Origin of the sequence: Rhodocytophaga rosea, assembly GCF_010119975.1 — a bacterium.
GTDB classification, from domain to species: Bacteria; Bacteroidota; Bacteroidia; order Cytophagales; family 172606-1; genus Rhodocytophaga; species Rhodocytophaga rosea.
On the sequence record NZ_CP048222.1, the window covers coordinates 8,882,607 to 8,904,786 of the forward strand.

27 protein-coding genes and 3 pseudogenes are annotated in these 22,180 nt (G+C 40.1%); 12 read left to right on the forward strand and 18 right to left on the reverse strand.

All coding sequences use genetic code 11. The features are described from left to right. The first annotated feature begins 631 nt into the window (after window positions 1–631). A complete protein-coding gene (gene tnpA, locus GXP67_RS36290; RefSeq protein ID WP_162447659.1) occupies window positions 632–1,063 on the forward strand; it encodes an IS200/IS605 family transposase in 432 nt (143 codons plus the stop codon). Window positions 1,064–1,253: 190 nt separating this feature from the next. Continuing rightward, window positions 1,254–1,478 (forward strand): transposase, encoded by a 225-nt coding sequence (locus GXP67_RS36295; RefSeq protein WP_162447660.1) that lies wholly within the window; start codon window positions 1,254–1,256, stop codon window positions 1,476–1,478. 42 nt (window positions 1,479–1,520) lie between these two features. Here GXP67_RS36295 and GXP67_RS37665 read toward each other — a convergent pair. From GXP67_RS37665 to GXP67_RS36310, 3 genes and pseudogenes are all read right to left on the reverse strand, one after another. Beyond that, window positions 1,521–1,761: pseudogene (locus GXP67_RS37665) on the reverse strand (IS3 family transposase); the annotation flags it as partial. An 18-nt stretch (window positions 1,762–1,779) separates the two neighbouring features. Then, entirely contained in the window at window positions 1,780–2,547 is a 768-nt protein-coding gene (locus GXP67_RS36305; protein WP_162441358.1) for an IS5 family transposase, read from the reverse strand. A 112-nt stretch (window positions 2,548–2,659) separates the two neighbouring features. Next, window positions 2,660–2,920 (reverse strand): annotated as a pseudogene (locus GXP67_RS36310) (transposase); the annotation flags it as partial. Window positions 2,921–2,996: 76 nt separating this feature from the next. On the opposite strand from GXP67_RS36310, the gene GXP67_RS36315 reads away from it, so the two are divergent. From GXP67_RS36315 to GXP67_RS36330, 4 genes are read left to right on the forward strand one after another with little or no spacing between them, the layout of a single operon-like run. Further along, window positions 2,997–3,314, forward strand: coding sequence for a transposase (locus GXP67_RS36315; RefSeq protein ID WP_162447662.1), 318 nt, complete (start codon window positions 2,997–2,999; stop codon window positions 3,312–3,314). Further along, window positions 3,301–3,627 (forward strand): IS3 family transposase, encoded by a 327-nt coding sequence (locus GXP67_RS36320; RefSeq protein ID WP_162447663.1) that lies wholly within the window; start codon window positions 3,301–3,303, stop codon window positions 3,625–3,627. The genes GXP67_RS36315 and GXP67_RS36320 overlap by 14 nt, the downstream gene beginning before the upstream one ends. Then, window positions 3,593–3,940: a DDE-type integrase/transposase/recombinase gene (locus tag GXP67_RS36325; protein WP_162447664.1), complete on the forward strand. Its 348-nt coding sequence runs from the start codon at window positions 3,593–3,595 to the stop codon at window positions 3,938–3,940. The genes GXP67_RS36320 and GXP67_RS36325 overlap by 35 nt, the downstream gene beginning before the upstream one ends. Further along, complete coding sequence (locus tag GXP67_RS36330; protein ID WP_162447665.1) at window positions 3,937–4,155, forward strand: integrase core domain-containing protein; 219 nt, start codon at window positions 3,937–3,939, stop codon at window positions 4,153–4,155. The genes GXP67_RS36325 and GXP67_RS36330 overlap by 4 nt, the downstream gene beginning before the upstream one ends. A gap of 32 nt (window positions 4,156–4,187) precedes the next feature. Here GXP67_RS36330 and GXP67_RS36335 read toward each other — a convergent pair whose 3' ends face one another. After that, a complete protein-coding gene (locus GXP67_RS36335; protein WP_162447666.1) occupies window positions 4,188–4,604 on the reverse strand; it encodes an outer membrane beta-barrel protein in 417 nt (138 codons plus the stop codon). Window positions 4,605–4,709: 105 nt separating this feature from the next. Between GXP67_RS36335 and GXP67_RS36340 the strand changes: the two genes are divergently transcribed. Then, entirely contained in the window at window positions 4,710–5,141 is a 432-nt protein-coding gene (locus GXP67_RS36340; RefSeq protein WP_162441276.1) for a helix-turn-helix domain-containing protein, read from the forward strand. A 5-nt stretch (window positions 5,142–5,146) separates the two neighbouring features. Next, window positions 5,147–5,755: an IS630 family transposase gene (locus tag GXP67_RS36345; RefSeq protein WP_232064557.1), complete on the forward strand. Its 609-nt coding sequence runs from the start codon at window positions 5,147–5,149 to the stop codon at window positions 5,753–5,755. 84 nt (window positions 5,756–5,839) lie between these two features. Here the strand turns inward: GXP67_RS36345 and GXP67_RS36350 are convergent, their stop codons facing one another. Further along, entirely contained in the window at window positions 5,840–6,718 is an 879-nt protein-coding gene (locus tag GXP67_RS36350; RefSeq protein ID WP_162447667.1) for a KUP/HAK/KT family potassium transporter, read from the reverse strand. Between the two features lie 243 nt (window positions 6,719–6,961). On the opposite strand from GXP67_RS36350, the gene istA reads away from it, so the two are divergent. Then, the gene (gene istA / locus GXP67_RS36355; RefSeq protein ID WP_162442237.1) at window positions 6,962–8,527 is read left to right on the forward strand and encodes an IS21 family transposase; all 1,566 of its coding nucleotides are present in this window, start codon (window positions 6,962–6,964) and stop codon (window positions 8,525–8,527) included. Window positions 8,528–8,550: 23 nt separating this feature from the next. Beyond that, the gene (gene istB, locus GXP67_RS36360) at window positions 8,551–9,270 is read left to right on the forward strand and encodes an IS21-like element helper ATPase IstB (RefSeq protein WP_162442236.1); all 720 of its coding nucleotides are present in this window, start codon (window positions 8,551–8,553) and stop codon (window positions 9,268–9,270) included. A gap of 86 nt (window positions 9,271–9,356) precedes the next feature. Here the strand turns inward: istB and GXP67_RS36365 are convergent. From GXP67_RS36365 to GXP67_RS36410, 12 genes and pseudogenes are all read right to left on the reverse strand, one after another. Then, window positions 9,357–10,423 (reverse strand): annotated as a pseudogene (locus tag GXP67_RS36365) (KUP/HAK/KT family potassium transporter); the annotation flags it as partial. Between the two features lie 24 nt (window positions 10,424–10,447). Next, a complete protein-coding gene (locus GXP67_RS36370) occupies window positions 10,448–11,131 on the reverse strand; it encodes a response regulator (protein ID WP_162447668.1) in 684 nt (227 codons plus the stop codon). Then, window positions 11,124–11,471, reverse strand: coding sequence for a sensor histidine kinase (locus GXP67_RS36375; protein WP_162447669.1), 348 nt, complete (start codon window positions 11,469–11,471; stop codon window positions 11,124–11,126). The genes GXP67_RS36370 and GXP67_RS36375 overlap by 8 nt, the downstream gene beginning before the upstream one ends. Beyond that, the gene (locus GXP67_RS36380) at window positions 11,440–12,180 is read right to left on the reverse strand and encodes a sensor histidine kinase (protein WP_162447670.1); all 741 of its coding nucleotides are present in this window, start codon (window positions 12,178–12,180) and stop codon (window positions 11,440–11,442) included. Before GXP67_RS36380 ends, GXP67_RS36375 begins: the two co-directional genes overlap by 32 nt. A gap of 479 nt (window positions 12,181–12,659) precedes the next feature. Continuing rightward, window positions 12,660–12,911, reverse strand: a complete 252-nt coding sequence (locus GXP67_RS36385) for a hypothetical protein (RefSeq protein ID WP_162447671.1) — start codon at window positions 12,909–12,911, stop codon at window positions 12,660–12,662. A 119-nt stretch (window positions 12,912–13,030) separates the two neighbouring features. After that, the gene (locus GXP67_RS36390; protein WP_162447672.1) at window positions 13,031–13,849 is read right to left on the reverse strand and encodes an MBL fold metallo-hydrolase; all 819 of its coding nucleotides are present in this window, start codon (window positions 13,847–13,849) and stop codon (window positions 13,031–13,033) included. 74 nt (window positions 13,850–13,923) lie between these two features. Beyond that, window positions 13,924–14,406 carry a cupin domain-containing protein gene (locus GXP67_RS36395; RefSeq protein ID WP_162447673.1) on the reverse strand — a complete coding sequence of 161 codons (483 nt, stop codon included), beginning with the start codon at window positions 14,404–14,406 and terminating at the stop codon, window positions 13,924–13,926. A gap of 263 nt (window positions 14,407–14,669) precedes the next feature. After that, window positions 14,670–14,879, reverse strand: a complete 210-nt coding sequence (locus GXP67_RS38465; RefSeq protein ID WP_394351951.1) for an IS3 family transposase — start codon at window positions 14,877–14,879, stop codon at window positions 14,670–14,672. Next, window positions 14,848–15,132: a DDE-type integrase/transposase/recombinase gene (locus tag GXP67_RS38470; protein WP_394351952.1), complete on the reverse strand. Its 285-nt coding sequence runs from the start codon at window positions 15,130–15,132 to the stop codon at window positions 14,848–14,850. Before GXP67_RS38470 ends, GXP67_RS38465 begins: the two co-directional genes overlap by 32 nt. 461 nt (window positions 15,133–15,593) lie before the next feature. Then, the gene (locus tag GXP67_RS38475) at window positions 15,594–15,872 is read right to left on the reverse strand and encodes a transposase (RefSeq protein WP_394351953.1); all 279 of its coding nucleotides are present in this window, start codon (window positions 15,870–15,872) and stop codon (window positions 15,594–15,596) included. Window positions 15,873–16,275: 403 nt separating this feature from the next. Beyond that, complete coding sequence (locus GXP67_RS37670) at window positions 16,276–16,740, reverse strand: SDR family NAD(P)-dependent oxidoreductase (RefSeq protein ID WP_232064821.1); 465 nt, start codon at window positions 16,738–16,740, stop codon at window positions 16,276–16,278. Window positions 16,741–16,979: 239 nt separating this feature from the next. Next, window positions 16,980–17,438: a DinB family protein gene (locus GXP67_RS36410; RefSeq protein ID WP_162447674.1), complete on the reverse strand. Its 459-nt coding sequence runs from the start codon at window positions 17,436–17,438 to the stop codon at window positions 16,980–16,982. A gap of 775 nt (window positions 17,439–18,213) precedes the next feature. Between GXP67_RS36410 and GXP67_RS36415 the strand changes: the two genes are divergently transcribed. Together GXP67_RS36415 and GXP67_RS36420 are read left to right on the forward strand one after the other, a co-directional pair. Next, window positions 18,214–19,002, forward strand: a complete 789-nt coding sequence (locus GXP67_RS36415; protein WP_162443328.1) for an IS5 family transposase — start codon at window positions 18,214–18,216, stop codon at window positions 19,000–19,002. 245 nt (window positions 19,003–19,247) lie between these two features. Then, window positions 19,248–20,066: an SPFH domain-containing protein gene (locus tag GXP67_RS36420; protein ID WP_162447675.1), complete on the forward strand. Its 819-nt coding sequence runs from the start codon at window positions 19,248–19,250 to the stop codon at window positions 20,064–20,066. Between the two features lie 592 nt (window positions 20,067–20,658). On the opposite strand, the gene GXP67_RS36425 is transcribed toward GXP67_RS36420, so the two are convergent. Beyond that, window positions 20,659–21,771 carry a hypothetical protein gene (locus tag GXP67_RS36425; RefSeq protein WP_162447676.1) on the reverse strand — a complete coding sequence of 371 codons (1,113 nt, stop codon included), beginning with the start codon at window positions 21,769–21,771 and terminating at the stop codon, window positions 20,659–20,661. Window positions 21,772–22,180: the final 409 nt, after the last annotated feature.

The following is a 22,180-nucleotide window of genomic DNA, read 5'->3' on the forward strand; positions in this document are numbered from 1 at the left end:
CCTGTACAGAGTAGACCTTGGTAAGTCCATTTATGCAGGCTAATCTTAATTTATAGTTAAAATCAATTTTTCCATTATTCAATATAATATCACTTTTCTTAAAGAGTATATATATCAGAAATTGTAAATGGATTGGTAGTGTAACATTTGGCCAGTTGATCTCATATTAACGCCGTTCTTACGAGTAATAAGTTACTATTCTTACCTATAAACTGGCATTTAAATGTATACTTACAAAGTATGATACGGCTTGAGTGGGGCTTTCATCTGATTGGAATTGCAACAGTTTACTGGAGGAAATCAGGCAGATAATCTTTTTTCTTCTAAATAAGATTGATACTATAAAGGGCCACTATTGCCTAATGTATAATGCTTTCTTTTTCTGTTATTTCCTACTTCTATATATTCAAAAATAGAGAGTTTCGCCTGTTCATTGTCAAGATAGACAATTTAGTAAACTAGCTCATTTTTAAAATTTTTAAAAAATTCCACTACGCTATTATAGAGAGATATTTGCTTTTCTTCTCATCTTAAGCTGTAGTATAATTTATTGACTGTCACAGACGCTAGTTCAAGCTATGCCCTTTAGGGCAAGGCTTTAGCTTCTACAAATCTGTATTAGATTTGTGGGATGCAAAATTTACGAAAACCAATCCATAGTGTCCATCAGCTACAAGTGCATATTGTATGGAGTACAAAGTATAGGTTTCAAGTATTGAAGGGGGAAATACAGATACGCTGTAGGGATTTAATACGTCAGAGTTGTGATCGTATGGATGTGCAGCTCTTAAAAGGGGTAGTAAGTAAAGACCATGTGCATCTGCATTTAAGTTATGCCCCAAAGCTGAGTATAAGTGAGATAGTGAAACCTTTAAAGGGGCGCAGTGCAAGAATATTGCTGGAAGAGTTTGGCGAGCTGCGCAAACGGTATTGGGGCGGTCATTTTTGGGGGATAGGCTATGGGGCATGGAGTAGTGGTAATATAACTGATGAAATCATACAGGCTTATTTGGAGCATCACAAGGAGGACCCTAATGGTGATGAGAGTTTTATTCTTGAGTAGTTAATAGGCTTGAGCCTACATTCAAATGGCTTCAGCCACTGTTTTCAACCTATGGGTTTCTAACCCATAGTATTTTGAGTTTATACCACCAAATATTATTTTACCGGTAAGTGCAAAAGGAAATAGAGAATAAGCCTAAGAAGCTGTTTAAGTTAAAAAGGGAAAAGGCTAAAAAGCTTAAGTTTGTTATGTGCAAAAACAATACAGTAGCGATTTAACCGATTCCCAATGGGAAGTTATTTCAAAATATATTCAATACCAAAGGAAGAGTAAGCATGCTTACGGAAGAATAGTAGAGGCCATTAGTTATAGCTGTAAAAACGGATGTGTGTGGCGGGATTTACCTATTGACTTTCCACCTTGGCAAACCGTGTATTATTACTTCGACAAGTGGGACACATTTGTTTTCTTTTAGCCAGATTAAGTTTCCCCCTTTTTCGTGTAGGGTAAGAAAAGACTAGGCAGCTATCTGATACTGCCCTTTAGTTTCAAATTGTTCCGGACTTAAGTAGCCCAGCTTTGAGTGTTCCCTACGGGCGCAATCTTCGCCTCCCGGCTCAATTGTGTTTTCGATTGTACCATACCTGAATGTATTCAAAGATATCTTCTCTGGCTTCCTTGCGGGTCTGGTACTGGCGATGGTAGACCAGTTCCTGTTTAAGCGTAGCAAAAAAGCTCTCCATACAGGCATTATCATAAGAGAATGTTTTGAAATATTATTCGGTTTTTCTTTTGAGCAGAGTATCAATAAAGGCTAATTGTAGCATGGCTTCCGAACTTTCTGTGCTTTTTTCAAAATCACGGCTCAACCTACGCTTAAAATTGAGCCATCCGTAGCTACGTTCCACTACCCAACGGCCCCCTGCCGGGACAAAGCCTTTCACGCTTTCAGGCTTTTGTACAATTTCTACACTCCATCCATATTGTTTTTTCACTTCTTCCACAAAAGTCTCTGTGTAGCCATTATCTGCTTTCAGGGTATGCAGGCGGGCGGACTTGCCCTTCAACTTAGCTGCTAACTCATATCCTGCTGTGGTGTCTGATATATTAGCAGCTGTAATATGCACCGCCCAGGGGATACCTAAACAGTCCACAGGCAGATGTCTTTTTCTGCCATTCACTTTTTTATTGCCATCTATGCCTTTATCCTGACTGGTAAATTGTATAATCTTAACACTTTGGCTATCAATGGCCAACACGCTTGGCAGGGCTTGTCTGCCTGCTTTTTTTCTTTCTCTGCCTGCTAAAAAAGCTAACAACTCTTCAATAATGCCCCGCTTTTTCCACTGCCTGAAATGATAGTAAATGGTTTGCCAGGGTGGGTACTTACTTTCCATATTGCGCCATTGGCTGCCCGTAGTTAGCAGCCAAAGCAGTGCATTGATTATCACCCGTTTTTCATGTTTAATCTTTCTTTGGTTATCAATTATTTCCTTGATAACTTCCCATTCAGGGTCAGTGAGCGCAGAGAATTTTTCTTGCATAAACTTGATGATTAGACACCTCAAGTTTACTCACTGATTCTTTCTTTTACCCTATTTTTATTCTTCCAAAACGTTCTCTAATGGACCTGCCCATCATGAGCATTTGAGGTCCGTTTCCTTTCCGGCTCATTGAGCAAATCATTTTGTTGTCTTTAAGCAGTTTCTGGTAATCGTTGCTGGCGTACTGAGAGCCTCTATCAGAGTGATGTAGCAAGCCCTTCTGTGGGCTTCTAGCCAGCAGAGCCATCTGCAAAGCACTCACTACTAATCCTGTTTCCATATTTTGATTCATCGCCCAACCCACTAATTTTCTAGAAAACAAATCCAGTACCACTGCCAGGAACAACCAGCCTTCCCGGGTCCATACGTAGGTGGAACCGATGCTGCACACGTAGCAGGTCCATATCCGTAACCCACTTTTCATCAGCCTTAAAAGCACTAAACTTAAGATGAAAGAAACCAAGATTAAAGAACATCGTCGCAAGTACGATACTGAATTTAAGCAGCAAGTACTGCAAATGATTTCAAATGGCCGTCCGGTAAGAGAAGTGGCCGAATCACTCGGTATTGGCGAAAACCTAATTTATCGCTGGCGTAGCGGTCAACAGATTCAAGATAGAGCAGGGAAAGAAAATAGTGCTGTAACAATTGACCAGCAAACTTTACTACGGCGCATCCGGGAACTAGAAACCGAACGCGATATTTTAAAAAAGCATTGGCCATTTTCAGCCGTCAGACTTAAAGCAGCGGTATATGTTTGTACGTGAGCATACCCAAAAGTGGCCTGTCCAGCTAGTATGCCAGGTGTTACAGCTCAGCCGTAGTGCTTATTATAAGTGGCTATCAGGTAATTTAGCACTGAGCAGCAACCAAATAGAGAATCCGGTGGATAAAGCAGTAAAAGAAACGTTTGAGCAACACCGCCGTCGTTATGGCGTTCGGCGCATAGTAGTGGAATTGCAAGAAAAGGGTTTAAACATTGGCTCTTACCCTGTTCGTCAAGTGATGCAAAAGAATGGTTTAAAAGCCATCCAACCGCGCAGCTTTGTTCCCCGTACTACGGCATCCATATCTGATTAGCCCTAACTGGTTGCTGGGACGGCCCTTTCCGGTGAACCCCAATGAAGTATGGGTAGGCGATATTACTTATATTGCTATGGCTAATGGTAGTTTTCTGTACTTGGCTGTATGGATGGACTTGTATTCACGTAAAACAATTGGCTGGCAGTTAGAAGATAATATGAAAGAAGAATTGGTCATTGCTGCTTTTAAAAAAGCTTGTCAGAACCGTTTAGTTAAGGAAGGACTCATTATCCATTCTGACCGTGGTGGCCAATATGCAGGCAACATTTTCCGGAAATTAATTTTAGATAAAAAAATGTTCAGAGCATGAGCCGAGCCGACAACCCGTATGACAACGCTTTTATGGAATCCTGTTTTAGCCGCTTCAAGGCAGAATTGATGCAGGATGGTGTTTTTGTAAGTAAAGACGATGCTAAAACTGAAATCTTTGAGTATATTGAAATGTATTATAATCCTATAAGAAGGCATTCGGCCTTAAACTACTTAAGCCCGATTAATTTTGAATTCAAGTATTATAACAACTAAGCAAATTTACTGTCCTCCTTTTTCTACACACCTCAAAACACGCCTGCATCTATCCATATATTTTTATTTGTAACTACTTTTATGCCTACATTCCCTTCAAACAGATTTCTGAATATAGCAGGTTCGGCACTGTAATTAGCTCCCATATTGCTGCCAATAGCTGGCCGGAAAGTCGCTCTTGCTCTTTTTGAAGAGAATTTGAGATCAACAAAAGCAAGATTTATGCTAAACTCATTGTGGCGATTTGAAGATACAAAGTAAGGCCGGTCTTTGGAAGGAGGTCTGCTAAAATCATATCCAAAATATATATCTATATAGCCACCAACTGTTACCTGGGGCAATGCCTGATTTTTTAATACGCCGGCAGATATGCTGTCTACATCTGTTTGAGCCATTCCAAGCAAGAAAACACCCAAAAATAAAATGATAAATAAGCATCCTGTTTTCATCCTCCTTCTGTATGTAGATAGTGCATGCCTTTACTTATACTTAAATAATGGCTAAGTAAGAGTACACAATTAAGTATAAGATTTTGGCAAATTGTATCTTTGCTTATGCGTTATATCAAGAAGATTACAGACAAGCAAAAACAAGACTTAGAGAAGATTCATAAAGATAGTAAAAGTTATCAGGAACGTAACCGTTGCCAATGTATACTGTTATCCAATCAAGGCTATCAAGTACAGAAGTTAGCAAGCATTTTTCAAGTAAGTCAGTTAAGTATTTATAAGTGGTTTGATCGCTTTGAGAAAACAGGTGTGGTAGGGTTAAAGAACCAAAAAGGGAAAGGCAGAAAACCCATCCTTACTACCAGTAATGCTACCCATGTTGAAGTAGTGGAAAATAGCATAGAGAAAGAAAAACAACAACTTAAATTAGCTAAGCGAGAGATAGAAGCTAAATTAGGCACGGCTATGAGTGAGATGACCTTGAAGCGGTTTTTAAAAAAATTGACTACCGATGGAAACGTTTCCGTAAATGGATAAAGCCATTGCAAAACAAAGAAGCATATGAGCAGAAAGTCAAGCGATTACATGCTTTGCTTTATTTGGCACAGACAGGCAGTATAGATTTATATTTTGGAGACGAATCAGGGTTTTGCCTTACCCCTTGTGTACCTTATGGATGGATCAAAAAAGGCGAATACGCCCCTATTTTATCCCAAAGAAGTACAAGGATAAATGTATTTGGCTTGTTAAGTACAAATAATGAGTTGCTTACTTATCAGAAAAGTGGGAGTCTAAACGCTGACTTTATCATTGAATGTGTAGAGGCCTTCTCAACATCTATTTCCAAGTTTACTGTCATAGTCTTAGACAACGCCTCCTGGCATACATGTGGCCTATGGGAAGTCAAAAAAGAAGAATGGGAACAGAAAGGATTATACATCTTTTTGCTGCCTAAGTATAGTCCTCATCTTAACAGGATCGAACGATTTTGGAAGCAGGTGAAATATCATTGGCTCAAAGCCGAAGACTATCTGTCTGTAGAAGCGCTTAAGGAGGCACTTTATACCATCTTTTCAGGATTGGGTACTTACTTTAAACTTGATTTTAAAAAACTTGAAGTAGATGAAAATATTATACTTAATTGTGTTTAATTACTTATAAGGCAAATAACAGATAGAATAAAGCGATTCAAAGCGAAAAAATGCCATTCTACAACTTAATTAAAACAAGTTAATCTATTGCCCAATCCTCTGTAAAGTAATTTGCTCAGCAGGCTGATACACCAAAGGCACTTGCTCCACTTCTACATCACTTTTATCTAAGCCAAACGCTTTTTCATCCCGTTGGCCTATTTTTTTAAGCAAAAAATACCCATTCAATAGCAGCCCTTCCCAAAATGAAAACTCATTTTCTACCGAGAGAAATTTTTCGATCACAATAAACTTAAAATCAGGTTCGGAATTATACTTACTTGCTCCATCCGGACGCAGATGTAAATTAAGTTCTTTATTGGCTACTAATTCCTGCACAATCTTTTTAAAATACAATTCGCTTCTTGCCTGTAAACGAAAGCCAATATTAATAGATACTTTAATGACTTGATCATCTACTAATTCAAGTACCTGATAACTTAAGCTGTAGGGGCTATCTGTGCGGTTGATATGCAAAAACCAATATACCTCTGCCCTTTTTGGTTTTTTAGAGAAGATCGATTTGATAATTTTCTCTTCAATGTGCACGCGTTGATTGGCTTTAGAAAGGTAGATCAGATGGGTAGCGAATTTAGGAACCCCCTCATCCCGGCTCAATTCACCCAGCAAGGCTGTATATTTTCCTATCTCTACAAACTTTACAAACCGGTTGTTTATTTTACGGGCATTGTACCACACATACATCACTAAAAAAATCAGTAACTCAAAGAACAGAAACATCCACCGCTCTTTAATCTTGACTACATTCGTAACGAAAAAGGAGGATTCTATAAGGCCAAAAAGCAGCAATATTCCCATCACCAGGTAGAGGTTCCATTTCTTTTTGTAGCGTAAAAAATAACTCAACAGAACAGTAGTCATCATCATGGCTATCGTTATGGAAAATCCATAGGCTGCTTCCATATGTGGAGAATCCGGAGCATGCTGACCCCTTTTGAAGCCCCGGATTCCGGCAAGTAAGTAGCTAAAAAGCTGCAGATTATGTCATTCCGGCAGATATTGACCCCACTTTTGAGCAGCTATAGCTACTAATTCCGGACTCTACCAGCCCTTGCAGGAAAGATTCCGGACGATGCTGACCCCCTTCTGCTCGTAAAAGACTACAGGATTTGGTTCTTTGGTGATCACTTACCAAACAGAGCACCGATGGCTGGAAAACCAAAACCTATGAGTCAGATCAAACAACTACTGCTGCTGCATCAGCAAGGTAAAGGCATTAAGTTCATTGCCCGCAGTCTTTCCCTGAGCAAGAATACGGTCAAGGCGTATCTTGCCAAAACAGCCCTGCTGCCATTAAGCGTGGAGCAACTGCTGTCCCTAGCCGATCCGCTGCTGGAAGCAAAATACCATGCCGGTAATCCTGCCTACAAAGACACCCGCTTTGACCACTTCAAAGAAAAGCTCGACTACTTTGCCTCAGAACTCAAGCAGGTAGGTGTCAACAGAAGATTGCTGTGGGAAGAGTATAAAAAAGAGTATGCCCAAGGCTACGGCTACTCCCAGTTCTGTTTCCACCTCTCTCAGCAGTTATTGGCCCGTAAACCTACCATGGTCCTAACTCACAAAGCGGCTGAAAAACTATTTATCGATTTTGCCGGAAAAAAGCTTTCCTACATTGACAAAGACACCGGCGAAGTGATCTATTGTCAAGTGTTTGCGGCTTGTCTGCCTTATTCTGACTACAGCTTTGCCATGGCTGTTCCCAGTCAAAATATAGAAGACTTCCTGTATGCCCTCCGGTGCTGTTTAGAAGAGATCGGTGGTGTGCCAAAGGTGCTGGTACCGGATAACTTAAAGTCTGCCATTGTGAAAGCCAGTCCCTATGAACCGGATGTTAATCGTGCCATGGAAGATTTTGCTAATCATTATGGGGCAGTGGTGATTCCGGCCAGAGTGCGTAAACCACAGGACAAGGCCTTGGTAGAAAACGGGGTAAAGCTGATCTATAACAGGGTCTATGCTAAACTGCGCCATCAACAGTTCTTTGATCTTTCCTCCCTCAATAAAGCCATCAAGGAGAAAATCCGTGAACATAATCAAACCAGGATGCAAAAGAAGCCCTACTGCAGACAAGAAAAATTCTTAGCCGATGAAAAACACCTACTTGGGCCACTGCCAGACTATAGTTTTGAACTCAAGTATTACCGGGAGTTGAAAGTGGCCCAGAACAACCACATCTACCTGGCTCAGGATAAACATTACTACAGTGTACCCTACACTTACATTGGCTTGCAGGTAAAAGTGATCTACACCCGCTCGATGGTGCATATCTACAGCAAAGGCGAGCAAATAGCTTTGCATGTGAGAGATTACCGCATGGGCAGCTATACCACTATCAAAGAACACCTGTGTTCCCACCATCGGCACTACCTGGAACGTAGCCCGGAATACTACCTGAAAAAAGCCCAAAGTAAATCAGAAGAGTTCTACAAGCTTTTGGAAGGACTCTTCCAGCAGAAACGCTATCCTGAGCAGCTATACCGCACCTGTGATGGCTTGTTGCGCCTGGCAAGCAGAAGTGATGCAGATAGCTTCCGCAAAGCATGTTTGATTGCTATTGAACATGGCAATTACACCTACCGCTTTATGCGCAACCTACTGGAAAACAACATGGTGCATGACCAGGAGCAGATTATAGAACGGTCCTTGCCGGAACATACTAACATCCGGGGCAAAGAGTATTATACCCAATTTTTATCCACCCTCAACTAATCTACTCCTAACTAACAAAACAGATGATGCAAATCCAATCCCAACTCAGTCAGTTGCAACTCCACGGAATGAGTCGCAGCTGGCAGGCACTGCTAGAGACAAGAAAATGCCATGAACTCTCCTTGAGCGAGGGACTCGAACTACTGCTGCAGGCAGAAGAAAATGAGCGAAAGGAACGAAAGTTCCGCCGCTTGCAGCGCAATGCTTTTTTCCGCTACCAGGCTTCTATAGAAGAATTGCAGCCGGGTAGCGCACGTGGCTTAGATAAATCCCTGCTCAACGGGCTGGCCACAGGAGAGTACTTAATCAAAGGGGAGTCCATCCTGATTAGCGGTGCTACTGGAGCAGGCAAAAGTTTTTTAGCTTCTGCTTTAGGACACCAGGCCTGTGCACAGGGATATTCAGTAGCTTATTTTAATGTAGCTAAACTGCTGCTGAAAACAAAGATGGCCCGGGTAGATGGCAGCTTAATCAAGTTCTTTGAGAAGCTATCCAAAACCCGCTTACTGATTTTGGATGACTTTGGCTTAACCCCTTTAGAAGCAGGACAGCGATTAGACCTGATGGAGATGATCGAAGACCGCCATGCCCGTGCCTCTACCATTATTGCTTCTCAACTACCGGTCAGCAGCTGGTATGAAGTAATTGGGGAAGCAACTATTGCCGATGCCATCCTCGACCGGCTGCTGCATACCTCTTACCGAATAGAGTTGAAAGGTGAAAGTTTAAGAAAAAAACACTAACATTGTCAGACCATCGGGTTCTTTGAACCACTTCCTTTTTGGTGTGTCAGTATCGCCAAAGGGGGTCAACATCACCGGAATATCCACATATGTGTCGAAGTCTCAAAATAGAGAATCATCCCGATACAGCCTATCCATAGAATGGTGTTTACACTAGGGATATAAATCTGCCCTTTAAGTTCCGTTGGCTGCCTAGTAGTGACTCTTGGCCAGAAATTCAAACTCATGGCTTCACTGATCAGGGTAAACGAACCGCTGATCAGGGCTTGAGAAGCGATAATGGTGGCAGCCGTTGCAATCACTATTCCTGGCAGTAAAAACCAGGGGGCATCATCTCATAAAACGGGTTTCTGCCTTCTAAAAGTGAAGAATCCTGCCTGATCAACCATGCACCCTGTCCTAAATAATTGACTACCAGGCATAGTTTTACAAAAATCCAGGAAACGCGGATATTCTTGCGGCCGCAATGCCCCAGGTCGGAATACAAGGCTTCTGCACCGGTTGTGCATAGGAAAACAGCCCCTAATAACCAGAACCCATGCGGATACTGCGTAAGTAGTTGATACCCATAATAGGGATTTAATGCGTTGAGTACAGTTGGGAATTGGATGATCTGTGAAATACCTAAGGTAAATAACATAGTAAACCAGATCACCATGATTGGGCCAAAGGCACTGCCCACTTTTTGAGTGCCAAATCGTTGGAAGAAAAAAAGCAACGAAAGAATAACAATAACGATCGGTACAGTAGGCAAATCGGGGATAAGTATTTGTAAACCTTCCACTGCAGAAGCTACGGAAATGGGTGGGGTAATAATACCATCAGCAAGCAAGGTAGTTGCTCCTAATATAGTGGGGATTACTAGTTTCTTACCATATCTTCTTACTAAGGCATATAATGAAAATATTCCTCCTTCTCCATGATTATCTGCCTGCAGGGTGAGGACAATATATTTAAAGCTTGTTTGAAATACCAGTGTCCAGAAAATGCAGGAAATGCCTCCAAACACTAAGCTTTCTTCAATAGTTTTCTCCCCTACAATCGCTTTCAGCACGTATAGCGGGCTTGTGCCAATGTCTCCATAGATGATTCCCAAAGTGACTAAAAGTGAGGCAACAGTTATCCTGTTCGAATGCGTGTGATCCGGGTTCATATGATTAAATAGTATGTGGTGTAATTACTCTTTTGCAAGGAAGCGGTATCCGACTCCTGATTCTGTTAATATATAGGTGGGTTGATTAGGATTATCTTCAATTTTCTTTCGCAGTTGCGCAATAAATACCCTTAAGTATTGGGTTTCATGTATATAACCAGGTCCCCATACTTCTTTTAATAAATAGTGATGGGTGAGTACTTTGCCTTCATTTTTGGCAAATAAGGCAAGCAGGGTATACTCGGTCGCCGTAAGCTTTACCAGCTGTTGGTTCTTTTTTACATTTCTTGCAATAAAATCAATGCTTAACCCATTTACCTCAAGAAGAGGAGTAAATTCAATGGAGGAAGAAGTTCTTAGAGAGGAGCGTATTCTTGCCAATAGCTCTCCTGTTCTGAAAGGCTTAGTCAAGTAATCATTTGCTCCATTATCTAGGGCCTGTATGATATTTTTCTCCCCATCTTGAACTGAAAGAATAATAGCTTTGGAATACCATTCTCTTAATTTAACAAGTACCTGATGGCCACTTTCATCGGGTAAGCCTAAGTCTAATAAGATCAGGTCAGGTGGATGAGTAGCAGCGGCGATTAAGCCTGCTTTACCTGTGGCTGCTTCCATTACCGTATATCCACTCGATTCCAAGGTAATTTCAAGCAACTTCCTTATTTGTCCTTCATCATCAATTACTAAGATCTGTGGCTTACTCATTCTTCAAGGCATTTAAGTAAGAAGTCTCTGCAGGTATTTCAATAGTAAATTTCGCTCCTCCCTCCTGCTTATTTGTTAAACCCACTTTCCCATCATGTGCTTCCACAAAACCTTTGACGATAGAAAGGCCTAAGCCTGTCCCACTACTGGTGGTTCCTTCCAGTCTGTAAAATTTATCAAACACCTTATCAATGGTAGAAAGGGGAAATCCATTGCCAGTATCACTGACCACAAGCAATAACAGATCATCCTGGCAGCTTGCTTCAATAGTGATTTGGGAGTTAACCGGAGTATATTTAACGGCATTCTCAACTAAATTCAACAGTACATGTTCCATCATGGCATAATCTATCTTGAATAAAGGAAGCGTAGCAGGTATCGAAACCTTGATCGAATGATGAGAGCCCAATGTCTATCTTTTTGAGCATGTTGTAAACAAGTTCATGGATATCACACCAATCTTTGTGCGGCCTTACAAATCCTGATTGGATTCTTGAAATACTCAGTAAGTTGCTTACCTGTTGATTAAGCCGTAAAGCAGCCAGAGATATTTCCTCTACTAACAACTCTTTATTATTGTCAGAAATATTAACCTCCCTTGACAGGAGGTTGTCAGAGGCACCAATAATGGTGGCAATAGGAGTTTTTAGTTGATGGGAAAGAGAAGTAATGAGTGTATCGTATAATTGCAGGCTTTTTTCTTTTTCCTCTTTTAATCTTGCCTGTTTTTGTACTTGCCTGATCTTAAAAGTTAAAACAGCATTTAATAAGGAAATGACAAAGTACATTAAGAGCATGAGCCTATCTTCTGTCTGACCGATTGAAAAAGTAAATCTGGGAGGAATGAAAAAAAAGTCCCAGATAAAAGCACTTAGCAGGGCAGCAAGCAGGACAGCCGTAATATCGAAGAACATGGCAAGTAAAGAAACGCTCATCATCAGTAGCAAAGCCACTACCCGATACCCAATCAGGTCCGATAAAGTAAAGCTCAGCCCCCCTACAAAGCAAACAAGCAAAAAACTGATCAGGTATTGCCTTTTTTTACTCAACTCAGTTATAAACAAATTAGCCACCTATGTTGATTTATTTGTCTTACAAAGATGCTGATAAGATTATAAAGAAATTATAAAGAAGTTAATGGGAGTATAAAGAAATTATAAAGATGAGCTGCAATTCAATTGTATTCTTCACAAAGATTATACACTTACAAGATAGTAGGCACACATAGGCTTGCAGATTTTGGAAGATAGATTTATTTTCTTTGTATCCTTGTGCCGGCTTCTTCCTTTTAGGAATTTACTAGATTACCACGCTAGAAAGGAGATTAAGGTAAGCAACTTATGAAAGTTGTTACCAATTTTGTTCATATCCTTCAGAACTAATACAGGCTAAAAATAAGAATGTTTCTTTTTGCTGTTTTACCACGCTTTGGCCCTGGTACTTTTAACCGGATGGTAAGCTACGCACTATTAGATAAGCTAAATCTGAAGATTAGAGTTAACTGAAAGGGGAATTAACTTAACTGCATTCATTTCATAACTTGATCATCCAGGACGAGAGCAATAGCTTCAAGCAAGCCAATATCTATTTTTTCTCCTTTTTGTAAAGCCTCTAATTCTGCTACAGCTCTATATTTCCCTTCTTCATCTGCTTCATACATCATCTGCCTTCCGGAAACATCTACTACGATTTTATAACTGTAGCTATATGATAATATTTTAGCCTTAAAACATAAGTGTTCCCCTTTATAATCTACAGGTATTTCCAAGATCTCGTCCATAAGCTAAATCTACCCCTACTTTGTCTGATCTACAAATTAGACATGGACTTATTTTACCCCAGATAAACATCCTCTGTACTCATAAGTAAAACTTAATGGCAAGTAAGAGAGTGATAGTTTTAATCTTTAATGTACTGTAAATAACGCTCTGCTGACCTTTGTAGAGCAGTTTTAGCATTTTTTTCTATGGTGCTGCGCCTCCACCAGGCACCATAGATACGATCATAGGTAAAAGGCTCAACGGCACTAACAATCTTCTTTACCTTAGAAGCAGACAAAGGAATCAGATTAGGATAACTATACATAAAGCTGACATGCTTACGATCGGCAACTACCTGGATGATATCCCCTGTCAATAATACCCCTTTCCCGGCAGCACCAGCAGGCCAATGCAAAACAACCCCTCCCTGAAAGTGTCCACCACAGCGTATCAAGGTGAGTTCTGTCAGTATTTGTAAAGTTTCTCCTTGCCAATACTCAATACACTTATCCGCACGCATGACATAGGAACGATCATCTTCATGTAAATAAATAGGAATATTACCAAAAGCCTGACTCCATTCTACCATGGTTGTGTAGTAATGGGGATGTGAAATAGCGATGGCTGCTAGTCCACCCAAACCTGCAATAATATCTAGAGTTGCCTCATCTAGCAAACTGATACAATCCCAAAGCAGATTCCCTGAAGGGGTACGCACTAGTAAAGCCCTTTGTCCGATGCCAAATTCAGGTACAGTTCCTATGCCATATAGGTCTTCCTCCTTTTTGAGAAAGCAATTCTTATGGCTATTTCTTAGTTTTTGCAGGCTTGTCCATTGCTGTCCGCCTACCGGCAGATATTGACGTTCATCTTCACAAATAGGACAAGAGTTTGGTGGAGTCAGAGAGGGGCTAAATTGAGTTCCACAAGTAATACAAATGTAGGAAGCAGAAGCCATAGAATTAACTATAGTAAAACAATAATATCAGTGACGCAAATTGAGAGTTTATTTAATTTCCCTTTGGGGTAACACTACTTTGAAGATTCCTTAATGTAACTATTTCTCCCATTTTTAATAATAAATACAAGTAGCACCTTAGCAGCCTTAGATGCATTGGTATTTTTAGTCAGCGAGTGTAACACGTTGCGTTTCTCATAGAACATTTTTCCTTCTCCAAAGGCGACGGGCTCTTTTTTGTCTAGCCCAATCAATACCTCCCCTTCTAATATATAGCCGAATATTTCACAATCATGGCGATGCGCAATGGTATCTGTTGCCCCTGGCGCTAGTGTCAGGATGGAGGATTCAACTTTGAACTCTTTCAGCTGGGGGTCACTGAGCATTTGTGAGAGTACTGGGGAGAAACTCAAAGGCTCCTCCTTAGTGCTTTCTTTCGTGGAATGATGTTGGCCTTTAACTGGTGCAGCAAGTAGAAGGAGAAATACCATCAATATAGTCAGGGATACGTTCATATAATATGCGTTTAGGATTGGTTTGCTTTTTTCTTCAATCATTTCTTGGGTAAACTTATTAGGCAATTATTTAACCTTTATAGCGCAGATATCACAAAAGCGAGTAGTCCGGTATATTGCCTTTTCAACACCTGATCCCTTTAAACAAAAAAACTTACTGGACTTTTCTCGAAAAAGTGGATGATAAGTTAAGCGCTTAATGATAGTAAATTTGTAATTAAATGAAAAGCTATGATTATGTTTTAGAACATATGTTTATGTTAAAAATTATTCCCTGGACTTGCAACAAAATAGTGGACAATAAATTAAGCTGTGTTTTGATGTTGATTTAATAATTTTTCCATTTGAGCAGTGCTCCTGTATCCTAAAGCAGAATGTAGCCTTTTTCGATTGTAAAACACTTCCAGATATTCAAAGATAACCACTCTGGCTTCTTGCTGATTAGCAAAACTTGAACTGTAAACACACTCTGTCTTTAAAGTTTTAAAGAAACTTTCTGCTACTGCGTATCCCAACAGTACCTTTTCGACTCATGCTTTGACTGATAACAGGAACTAGCTTTAGCTGACCTCTAAATTCTTCAGAACCATACTGTACGCCACGGTCTGAGTGAAAGATTAATGGGTGTACAACAGGCCTATTTTTCAAGGCCATATGCAAGGCTGCTACTGTAGTAACCCTTGTTTGCATTGTAGTGCTTAAGGCCCAGCCTACAACCTTTCTATCTGCCAGGTCCATTATTATAGTCAAATAAAGCCTGCCTGTCATAGTTTTTATATAGGTGATATCTGATACCCAGGCCTATCCTGTAGCTGCGGCTGAGAAGTTGCGATCTAACAGGTTATCACTTACCATGTAGTTATGTATTGAATCTGTTGTCACTTTAAATCTTCTTGTCTGTTTTGTTCGCAAGTGAGCTTTTTTCATTAGACGAGCCACTCTTGGTCTTGATACAGAAAAAGAATTAATTTTTAATTGCTACCTGATCCTAGGGCTGCCATATGTACACTTACTATCTACATATATCTCTGTGATCTTTTTACTAAATTGCTCATTTTCAATATCTCGCATAGAAGGTTTGTTTTTAAGATAGGCATAGAATTCGCTTTTGCTCACTTTCAGTACATTGCACATCATCTCAATGGGAAATAAGATTTTATGGTCCTTTATGAAGCGGAAGATTTCCCATCGTTCCTGGAGAAGATGCTTACGGCCTTTTTTGGACCTGCCTACGTTGTGAGCATCGGCTCCATATCGCGTTCAAGTTCTGCTACCCGTAATTGCTTTTTAAGTAAGGCTATTTCTGCTTCTTGTGCGGTAAGTTTGGGCTTGCCATGACCAGGAAAACCGCCTTCTTTCTTGTCCAGATATTCTTTACGCCAGCGATAAATTAAATCCGGACTTATATCTAATTCTCTGGCTAGCTGGCCATAATCTGTACGGCTCTTGCTTAACTCTACGGTCATGAGCTTAAACTCTTTATCAAATTTTCTTCTTCCTTGGGGCATACGATTAGGTTACAATTTTTCGCTTAACTTAATGTCCACTTCAATGTAGCAGGTTCACTTATGCGTTTATTTGACTCATGATCAATTTATCGATTTGCTTGTCGGATAGAATCCTTCTCAAAAATAACAAAAGTGAAGAGGCCATTTGTGAAGTGGTATATCTTGTTTTTAGGCTTTTTGCTTCTATTCCTTTCCTGACAAGGTTAGCTATCACGATTGGCTCCACAACATCCTTAGATAGACGGGTAAATACATGGTGTGTTTTAGTGGCCAGTTCTTTATAAGCGGTATGTCCCGATACTTTCAGGAGAATATCGGTTGCAACATTGCCCCATTCGGATTGAGTAGCTCCCAACGATCACATCGATACCGAATTCCCTGACTTCATTTCGCATACTATCGCTCAAGGCCTCCAGGGCAAACTTGCTGGCATGATACCACCCCTTAGTGGAAAAGCAATTTTACCCCCAACAGAGGAAATGTTAACAATCTTAACGTATGTATTTTCCCGCATTTTGGGCAGTACCAGTTGTGCTAAACGCATGGCACCACATACATTTACTTCGAGTTGATAACATGCCTCTTCCATAGGTATGTCTTCAATGGAACCTTCCAAACCAAAGCCTGCCTTGTTAACTAAAATTTCAATGCTTCCTGCCTGTTTGAAAATTTGGTTTTTAGCCTCCTTCACACTTTCTTCTTTTGTAATTTCCAAGGCAATGGGTTGGATGCCGTAGGCTTTCAGGTCTTGCATTTTTTCCGATCTGCGTGCAGCCCCATACATCTGGTAGCCGTTTTGTGCTAAATAAATTGCGGTTGCTTTGCCAATTCCTGCCGAAGCGCCTGTAACAAAAACTGTCTTTTTCATATCTATAAAATTTATAGTACAAAGATGCATTGGCCTTGCCAGGCGTAGTTTGTTGAAAAGTTCAAGTTTTAATGCTGAAAAGGTCAAAGCTGACTTACCCTTTAAAAGCTGAAAGTAAACAAGAGAGCAGATTTGAATTTACAATCGGGAGTTAATTATAAGGGGAGAATAAATTGGCTGATTTCTAATCCTTTTCCAATCCTGCTCAGCCATATACGCTAGTGAATCGGTCATAGCTTTTATGATTGTAAAAACGCTTTCATTTGATGAGGCATCGGATAACTCCCTTGCATTCTTCTCATCAGCACTACTTCACCTAAGTGAAAAGAAAGATGCATGGCTAGTTCTTGAATGATTTTTAACTTATCTGTTACATCTTCATCTGAAGCTGATAGCAAATCTACTACCCTTTCTATGTCCTGCAATTGCTTTTTAAACTTCTCCACCCCTTCTTGTAAGATGGCTTCACTGGGTGGGACTATTTCGCTAACCCAAGTATCTACTTCACTAAGGTGCTTTTCTGGAATAGCACCTTGCAAACAGCCTATTTGATAAGCTTGCCAGGCAATTAAATGATTGAGTATTTGCCAGACACTGGTGGGAAATTGATCCTGAAAAGCACCACTGTTTGCAACAGTTAAATTGTCAAATGCTTTGTAAGTATCAAATACATCCTTAAATATAGACTTATTCATCATTATTTCTTCCCTTTATGCTTCTGTACTAAAGGTTCACACTCATCCGGCCGAGTATAGTATGGTGATCAAAGGAGGCAGGAGGGTCGAATTTAGTTTGTGCCCGGCATGGAAGGTACATTTGAAGGAAAGGTACCATTATTATCCAAGGGGTGCAAGTATCCAGTATGTGAACCTGGCCTGATTGGTAGCCTGCAAAAATTAGGCTTCCTCCTTATAAAGTTGAATGATTTACCTTTTGCAGGCTACTTTTATAAGTAAATAGAAGGTCAAAGGGAGAATTATTATATATGGCATCAATGGATTCAAGCAGAGATACCTCCTTCCTATTGAGTAGTTTCAAGAAAGGGTGGTTAAATTAACCTCACATTTTGAATTACTCCCAATTGTGATGGTTTTTCTTCTTACTGCCTGACCGAAAAATGGGGTATGACACCATAAGGCGTTAAAAAAGGGGGTTAGGTTTGCATTTGGCTCCCTATATCCTCACCTGGATACTTTTGGTAGGTAAACCCGAAAAATACATCCTTTTCCAAAGGTGCTTTCCACTTGGGTTCTCTATCCAGCTTGATGAAGCATTTTTTGACCAGGTAGAGGCCTACCCAGAGCCTTGTACATGGGAATGTAATCGCTTGAAGAGGGAAAATAACTGCTTTTGCTATTCCGCACTTAATTCTAATCCATTAGAAGGTGTTTGGAAATAGAAGAGAGGTTTTTTAGGATTTTGGAAAAAGACTATCAGCCGGTAACTTGAGTTTGCGAAACAAAAAGTTACTCCATGTATGAATTACATGAAAATCTGACTGATAGTCAATGGCAAGTTATTAAAAACATAGTAGATGATGGACGAAAGAGAAAAGTTTGTTTAAAGCGTGTAGTGGATGCCTGCCTGTGGCTGACCAGAACCGGAAGTCAGTGGCGGAATTTGTCTCAGACCCATTATCCTGTATGGCAAACGGTAGCTTATTATTTTTATAAGTGGCAAGATAATGGGGTCTGGCAACAAGTGCGGGCGATGTTAGTGAAAAAGGAACGAGAAAGACAGGGACGACAAGCAGAGCCTTCCAGAGTGGCTATTGATAGCCAAAGTGTTAAACAGTGTGGTTGCTTTTCTGAGCAGGTAGGTGTAGATGGTAATAAGAAAATAGATGGTAGGAAACGGCATTTGGCGGTTGATAACTTAGGACTTCCCTGGGCTGTTTATGTAGGAGCTGCTAATGAGTCTGATGCCGTAGCAGGCTTTGAATTATTACCACAACTCAAAAGCTGTAGACGGCTAAGTTTGATCTGTGCCGATGCAGCTTATAAAGGTGAGTTTGTCTCTTATGCTTATTATTATGGGTGGAAAGTAGACATCTCACAAAAGCCTCCTTCCAAGCAAGGATTTATTCCTCAAAAGGGAAGGTGGCAAGTGGAAAGATCTGGACCTGCTACGAGTGTGCATCGGCTCCATGCCTGGCTGAATCATTATCGAAGATTAGCTAAAGATTATGAAAGAACTCCTGCTTCTGCTGTCTGTTTTATAGAATTAGCTTTTATCAATATCATTTTATCAAAAATACCTTAACTTATTTCCAAACACCTTCTTATACTGCACAGAAAATACTATCTCCTCTCCAATAGGTTGACAAGCGAGGGTAATTGATAATCATTCATTATTGATACTATAAACTTTAAAATCCTTGATGGGAAAGCAAACGTTTCTCTTCTCTCTACCTCTGATTAAAATAGCAAAATAAGTAATGTCATTCCACTAAGTTACTTTCTGAGTTGAATGGCATTAATAGTATAAATATTTAATTAACCTCAACAATGAAAAAACTTTATAGTGCTTTCTTATCAGTAATAGTCTGTGGTTATCTTTCTTCTTGTGGATTTGAAAGAATAGATGCAGGACATGTGGGTGTAAAGGTAAAGCAGTTTGGTGATGATAAAGGTGTAGATGAGGTAGTACAGGTAACAGGTACTGTATTTTATAATCCTTTCACAGAATCTATTTTTGAATTTCCTACTTATACTCAGCATAAAGAGTACCAGCCATTTGTAGTAAATTCCAGGGACGCTTCTGAATTTACTGTTGCTCCATCCATCAACTATTATGTAAAGGCTGAGAAAGTACCTTCTATTTTTAAACAGTATCGCAAGCAATTACCCGAACTAGAAGAAGCATTCATAAAAACAGCTACCCTGGAAGCGTACCGGATCGCTACCAATAATTATACAGCAGATTCGCTGATGAGCAACAGAGATAGATTTGAGGCCAAAGTAAAAGAATTGCTTTCAAAGCAGTTAGAGCCGGAAGGATTTATTCTCCAGCAGTTAACCTCCTCCCTTACGCCTCCTCAAAGCTTACGTGATGCCATCAATGCAAAGAATATGGCCATACAAAAAGCCATGCAAGTAGAAAATGAGGTCAAAAAAGAGCAAGCACAAGCACAAATTAACGTTGCCAAAGCAAGAGGCGATGCAGAAGCACTACGTATACAAGCCGATGCAGAAGCATATGCCAATGAGAAAAGACAGGCTTCTCTTACTCCATTAGTAGTCCAGCAGCAGTTTATTCAGAAATGGAATGGTGTTTTACCGCAATATGGTAGTGTTCCACAGATTTTTAGGGATGTCTCTAAATAAATTATAAAAATCAATAATAAAAGGGGTTTACATTGGCTGTTCTACTACAGGTAGTCGAAAGCACCTTCTAAATAGAATAGTTGAACAAAAATCAGATTATGTAAGTGAAAGCATTGTAGGGCAAGGGTAAATACATTTCCAATAAAAACTTTTGAAGACTATATTTTCTACTTTTGCACATTTGTCCAGTATCAAGAAAGGAGAAGTAAATGTAACTAGTATACAGCCGATGTAACAACCTTTTCTTGATAGTGTATGTGATGAAAAAAGGGGGAAATTAAGGTATGTAACTATTCTTCTCTCCTCTTGACTTCTAACATGACTGATTTTTTGTCAATCTATATCCGGACAAGCCCAGGTCAGTCCTAATATGGCTATCCTACAATCACGCTTAACTTAGTGTCCATTTTTTTGCTAACTCCAGGTTTTACTACCTCTCGCTCTGCTCAAACTAATTTTATACTATTGAAAATGGGCTCGCAATATTTTGCAGCCCATTTTGAAGTTTACAATTAATGACACCTATTTAATCAAAGTTAAATTCGGTAGAAGCACATTATACTATAAGGCTGTCAATTACCTATTAAATACTCTAAGCATACATGTTCCAAGAATAGGTCATCTGATACTGTCCGCCATAGCCATTATAAGTCACTACATGTTGTGGACTGTAGGTATTTCCACTCCAGCGAGCAGTAAGGGAGGGAATGCTACAGGAAAGAGCAGGTCCTCCAAAAATCTCATCGCCTACTATGTTTTTAAACAGAGTAAAAGCGGCACCTACAGCAGCGCCAACCACAGCCCCTATAATAGCTCCCACTGGTCCGCCACTCGATCCAATGGCTATTCCCACGGCTGCAGCCAAAGCAGCGGTTATTTCCTTCTCAACACTTTTAGTAAGATTATATAAATATTCCCAAAAGTCTCCCTTGTCCTGCTCGGCTAATACTGGCGTTACCCAATAAGTCTTTGGAAAAGCAGTCCCTTCATTGAGATTAAAATAGGTGAAGCGCAGAGGGGGTGAATAGTTTTTTTGTTGACCATCACTGGTAAAAGTTTGTACTGAAAAGTCCTTCACTGTTTTGGTGTCCCCGTTTTCGTCTGCTGAAGCTCCGCCAAGTCTCATTTCATCACTCGCTTCTAACCCGGCAATTCCATCACTGGTTCTGTCTCTACAGACAACTGTATGAATCCTGAATTCTAAATTGTCGGTGGGTGCTGTAGCAGCTAAATTACTAATTTTTGCTTCTCCATTACTTTTTGCTTCTCCACCAAGAATAGTAGAGGTTGGTAGTAAGACATCACCATGTACTTTAGTAAGGCCCTTGAGGTGATCTGCGGAAAATTTAAGATGTTGTGGGAAAAGAATGGCCTTAGCCTGAGACTCTATAGATTCTGCCTTTGTTAGATCCACTTCGGATAAATCTCCATAATGGGCTACCCGTTTTTCTTTAGATGCCTTAATCCGTCTCATAATTTTTATCATGGCAATCTGTTTCTTCTCCTCGGAAAGTATTCGAAAGCGGGCTGCTATGATTTGTTCAAACGAAGTAGGATCGGCTGCAAGTGGATACTTGGTAGGATCTTGATGATTGGCGGCTACTTTCTCAATAGCTAGTTCCAATTTTAGCATGACATGCTTTACAATTGCACGCAATTTAGGATCGACAAGTTGTGTGCTGTCTGAGATGGTTATTTGTTCCATAAGATAAAATGTTTAATTATTTGAAAATGAGTAAGATGATTGAACTAAAGGCAAATGAGTAGAATTCAAACGAAGCCCATTGGATTTTTTTGCTTTGATATAGGATCGTTAGCGGTTCCCTTGGATGGAAATCCAGGTATGGATTGTCTACTTCTTTTAATGGATGGGTGTAGGTTGAACTTCAGCCAAGCCCTACCGAGGCGCGCTTCTCGTCAAGGCTTTTAGAATTTGTTTAGTGAAGGTAGTTAGGCAAGCCGTAGCATGATAATACTGTTTCACAATTGGCACTTAGTAGTTAGCAAGTGGTCATTCTGAAGGGATAAGTGTGTTGGCAAGAGCCATCAACTTAAACAGGAAAGAGAGTCGGTGCATGGCACTTTGGCAACTTGAGGGCTTAGTCAGATTCTTC

Excerpts from the sequence above, each read along its gene's own strand:
- GXP67_RS37670 (WP_232064821.1), bottom strand. The coding sequence starts at position 16,740 with ATGAAAAAGACAGTTTTTGTTACAGGCGCTTCGGCAGGAATTGGCAAA.
- GXP67_RS38470 (WP_394351952.1), bottom strand. The coding sequence starts at position 15,132 with ATGACAGGCAGGCTTTATTTGACTATAATAATGGACCTGGCAGATAGA.
- istA (WP_162442237.1), top strand. The coding sequence starts at position 6,962 with ATGGCTGGAAAACCAAAACCTATGAGTCAGATCAAACAACTACTGCTG.
- GXP67_RS36420 (WP_162447675.1), top strand. The coding sequence starts at position 19,248 with ATGAAAAAACTTTATAGTGCTTTCTTATCAGTAATAGTCTGTGGTTAT.
- GXP67_RS36350 (WP_162447667.1), bottom strand. The coding sequence starts at position 6,718 with ATGGAAGCAGCCTATGGATTTTCCATAACGATAGCCATGATGATGACT.
- GXP67_RS36410 (WP_162447674.1), bottom strand. The coding sequence starts at position 17,438 with ATGATGAATAAGTCTATATTTAAGGATGTATTTGATACTTACAAAGCA.
- istB (WP_162442236.1), top strand. The coding sequence starts at position 8,551 with ATGATGCAAATCCAATCCCAACTCAGTCAGTTGCAACTCCACGGAATG.
- GXP67_RS36390 (WP_162447672.1), bottom strand. The coding sequence starts at position 13,849 with ATGGCTTCTGCTTCCTACATTTGTATTACTTGTGGAACTCAATTTAGC.
- GXP67_RS36375 (WP_162447669.1), bottom strand. The coding sequence starts at position 11,471 with ATGATGGAACATGTACTGTTGAATTTAGTTGAGAATGCCGTTAAATAT.
- GXP67_RS36315 (WP_162447662.1), top strand. The coding sequence starts at position 2,997 with ATGAAAGAAACCAAGATTAAAGAACATCGTCGCAAGTACGATACTGAA.
- GXP67_RS36395 (WP_162447673.1), bottom strand. The coding sequence starts at position 14,406 with ATGATTGAAGAAAAAAGCAAACCAATCCTAAACGCATATTATATGAAC.
- GXP67_RS36415 (WP_162443328.1), top strand. The coding sequence starts at position 18,214 with ATGTATGAATTACATGAAAATCTGACTGATAGTCAATGGCAAGTTATT.
- GXP67_RS36385 (WP_162447671.1), bottom strand. The coding sequence starts at position 12,911 with ATGGACGAGATCTTGGAAATACCTGTAGATTATAAAGGGGAACACTTA.
- GXP67_RS36370 (WP_162447668.1), bottom strand. The coding sequence starts at position 11,131 with ATGAGTAAGCCACAGATCTTAGTAATTGATGATGAAGGACAAATAAGG.
- GXP67_RS36305 (WP_162441358.1), bottom strand. The coding sequence starts at position 2,547 with ATGCAAGAAAAATTCTCTGCGCTCACTGACCCTGAATGGGAAGTTATC.
- GXP67_RS36320 (WP_162447663.1), top strand. The coding sequence starts at position 3,301 with ATGTTTGTACGTGAGCATACCCAAAAGTGGCCTGTCCAGCTAGTATGC.
- GXP67_RS36425 (WP_162447676.1), bottom strand. The coding sequence starts at position 21,771 with ATGGAACAAATAACCATCTCAGACAGCACACAACTTGTCGATCCTAAA.
- GXP67_RS36335 (WP_162447666.1), bottom strand. The coding sequence starts at position 4,604 with ATGAAAACAGGATGCTTATTTATCATTTTATTTTTGGGTGTTTTCTTG.
- GXP67_RS36330 (WP_162447665.1), top strand. The coding sequence starts at position 3,937 with ATGAGCCGAGCCGACAACCCGTATGACAACGCTTTTATGGAATCCTGT.
- GXP67_RS38475 (WP_394351953.1), bottom strand. The coding sequence starts at position 15,872 with ATGCCCCAAGGAAGAAGAAAATTTGATAAAGAGTTTAAGCTCATGACC.
- tnpA (WP_162447659.1), top strand. The coding sequence starts at position 632 with ATGCAAAATTTACGAAAACCAATCCATAGTGTCCATCAGCTACAAGTG.
- GXP67_RS36340 (WP_162441276.1), top strand. The coding sequence starts at position 4,710 with ATGCGTTATATCAAGAAGATTACAGACAAGCAAAAACAAGACTTAGAG.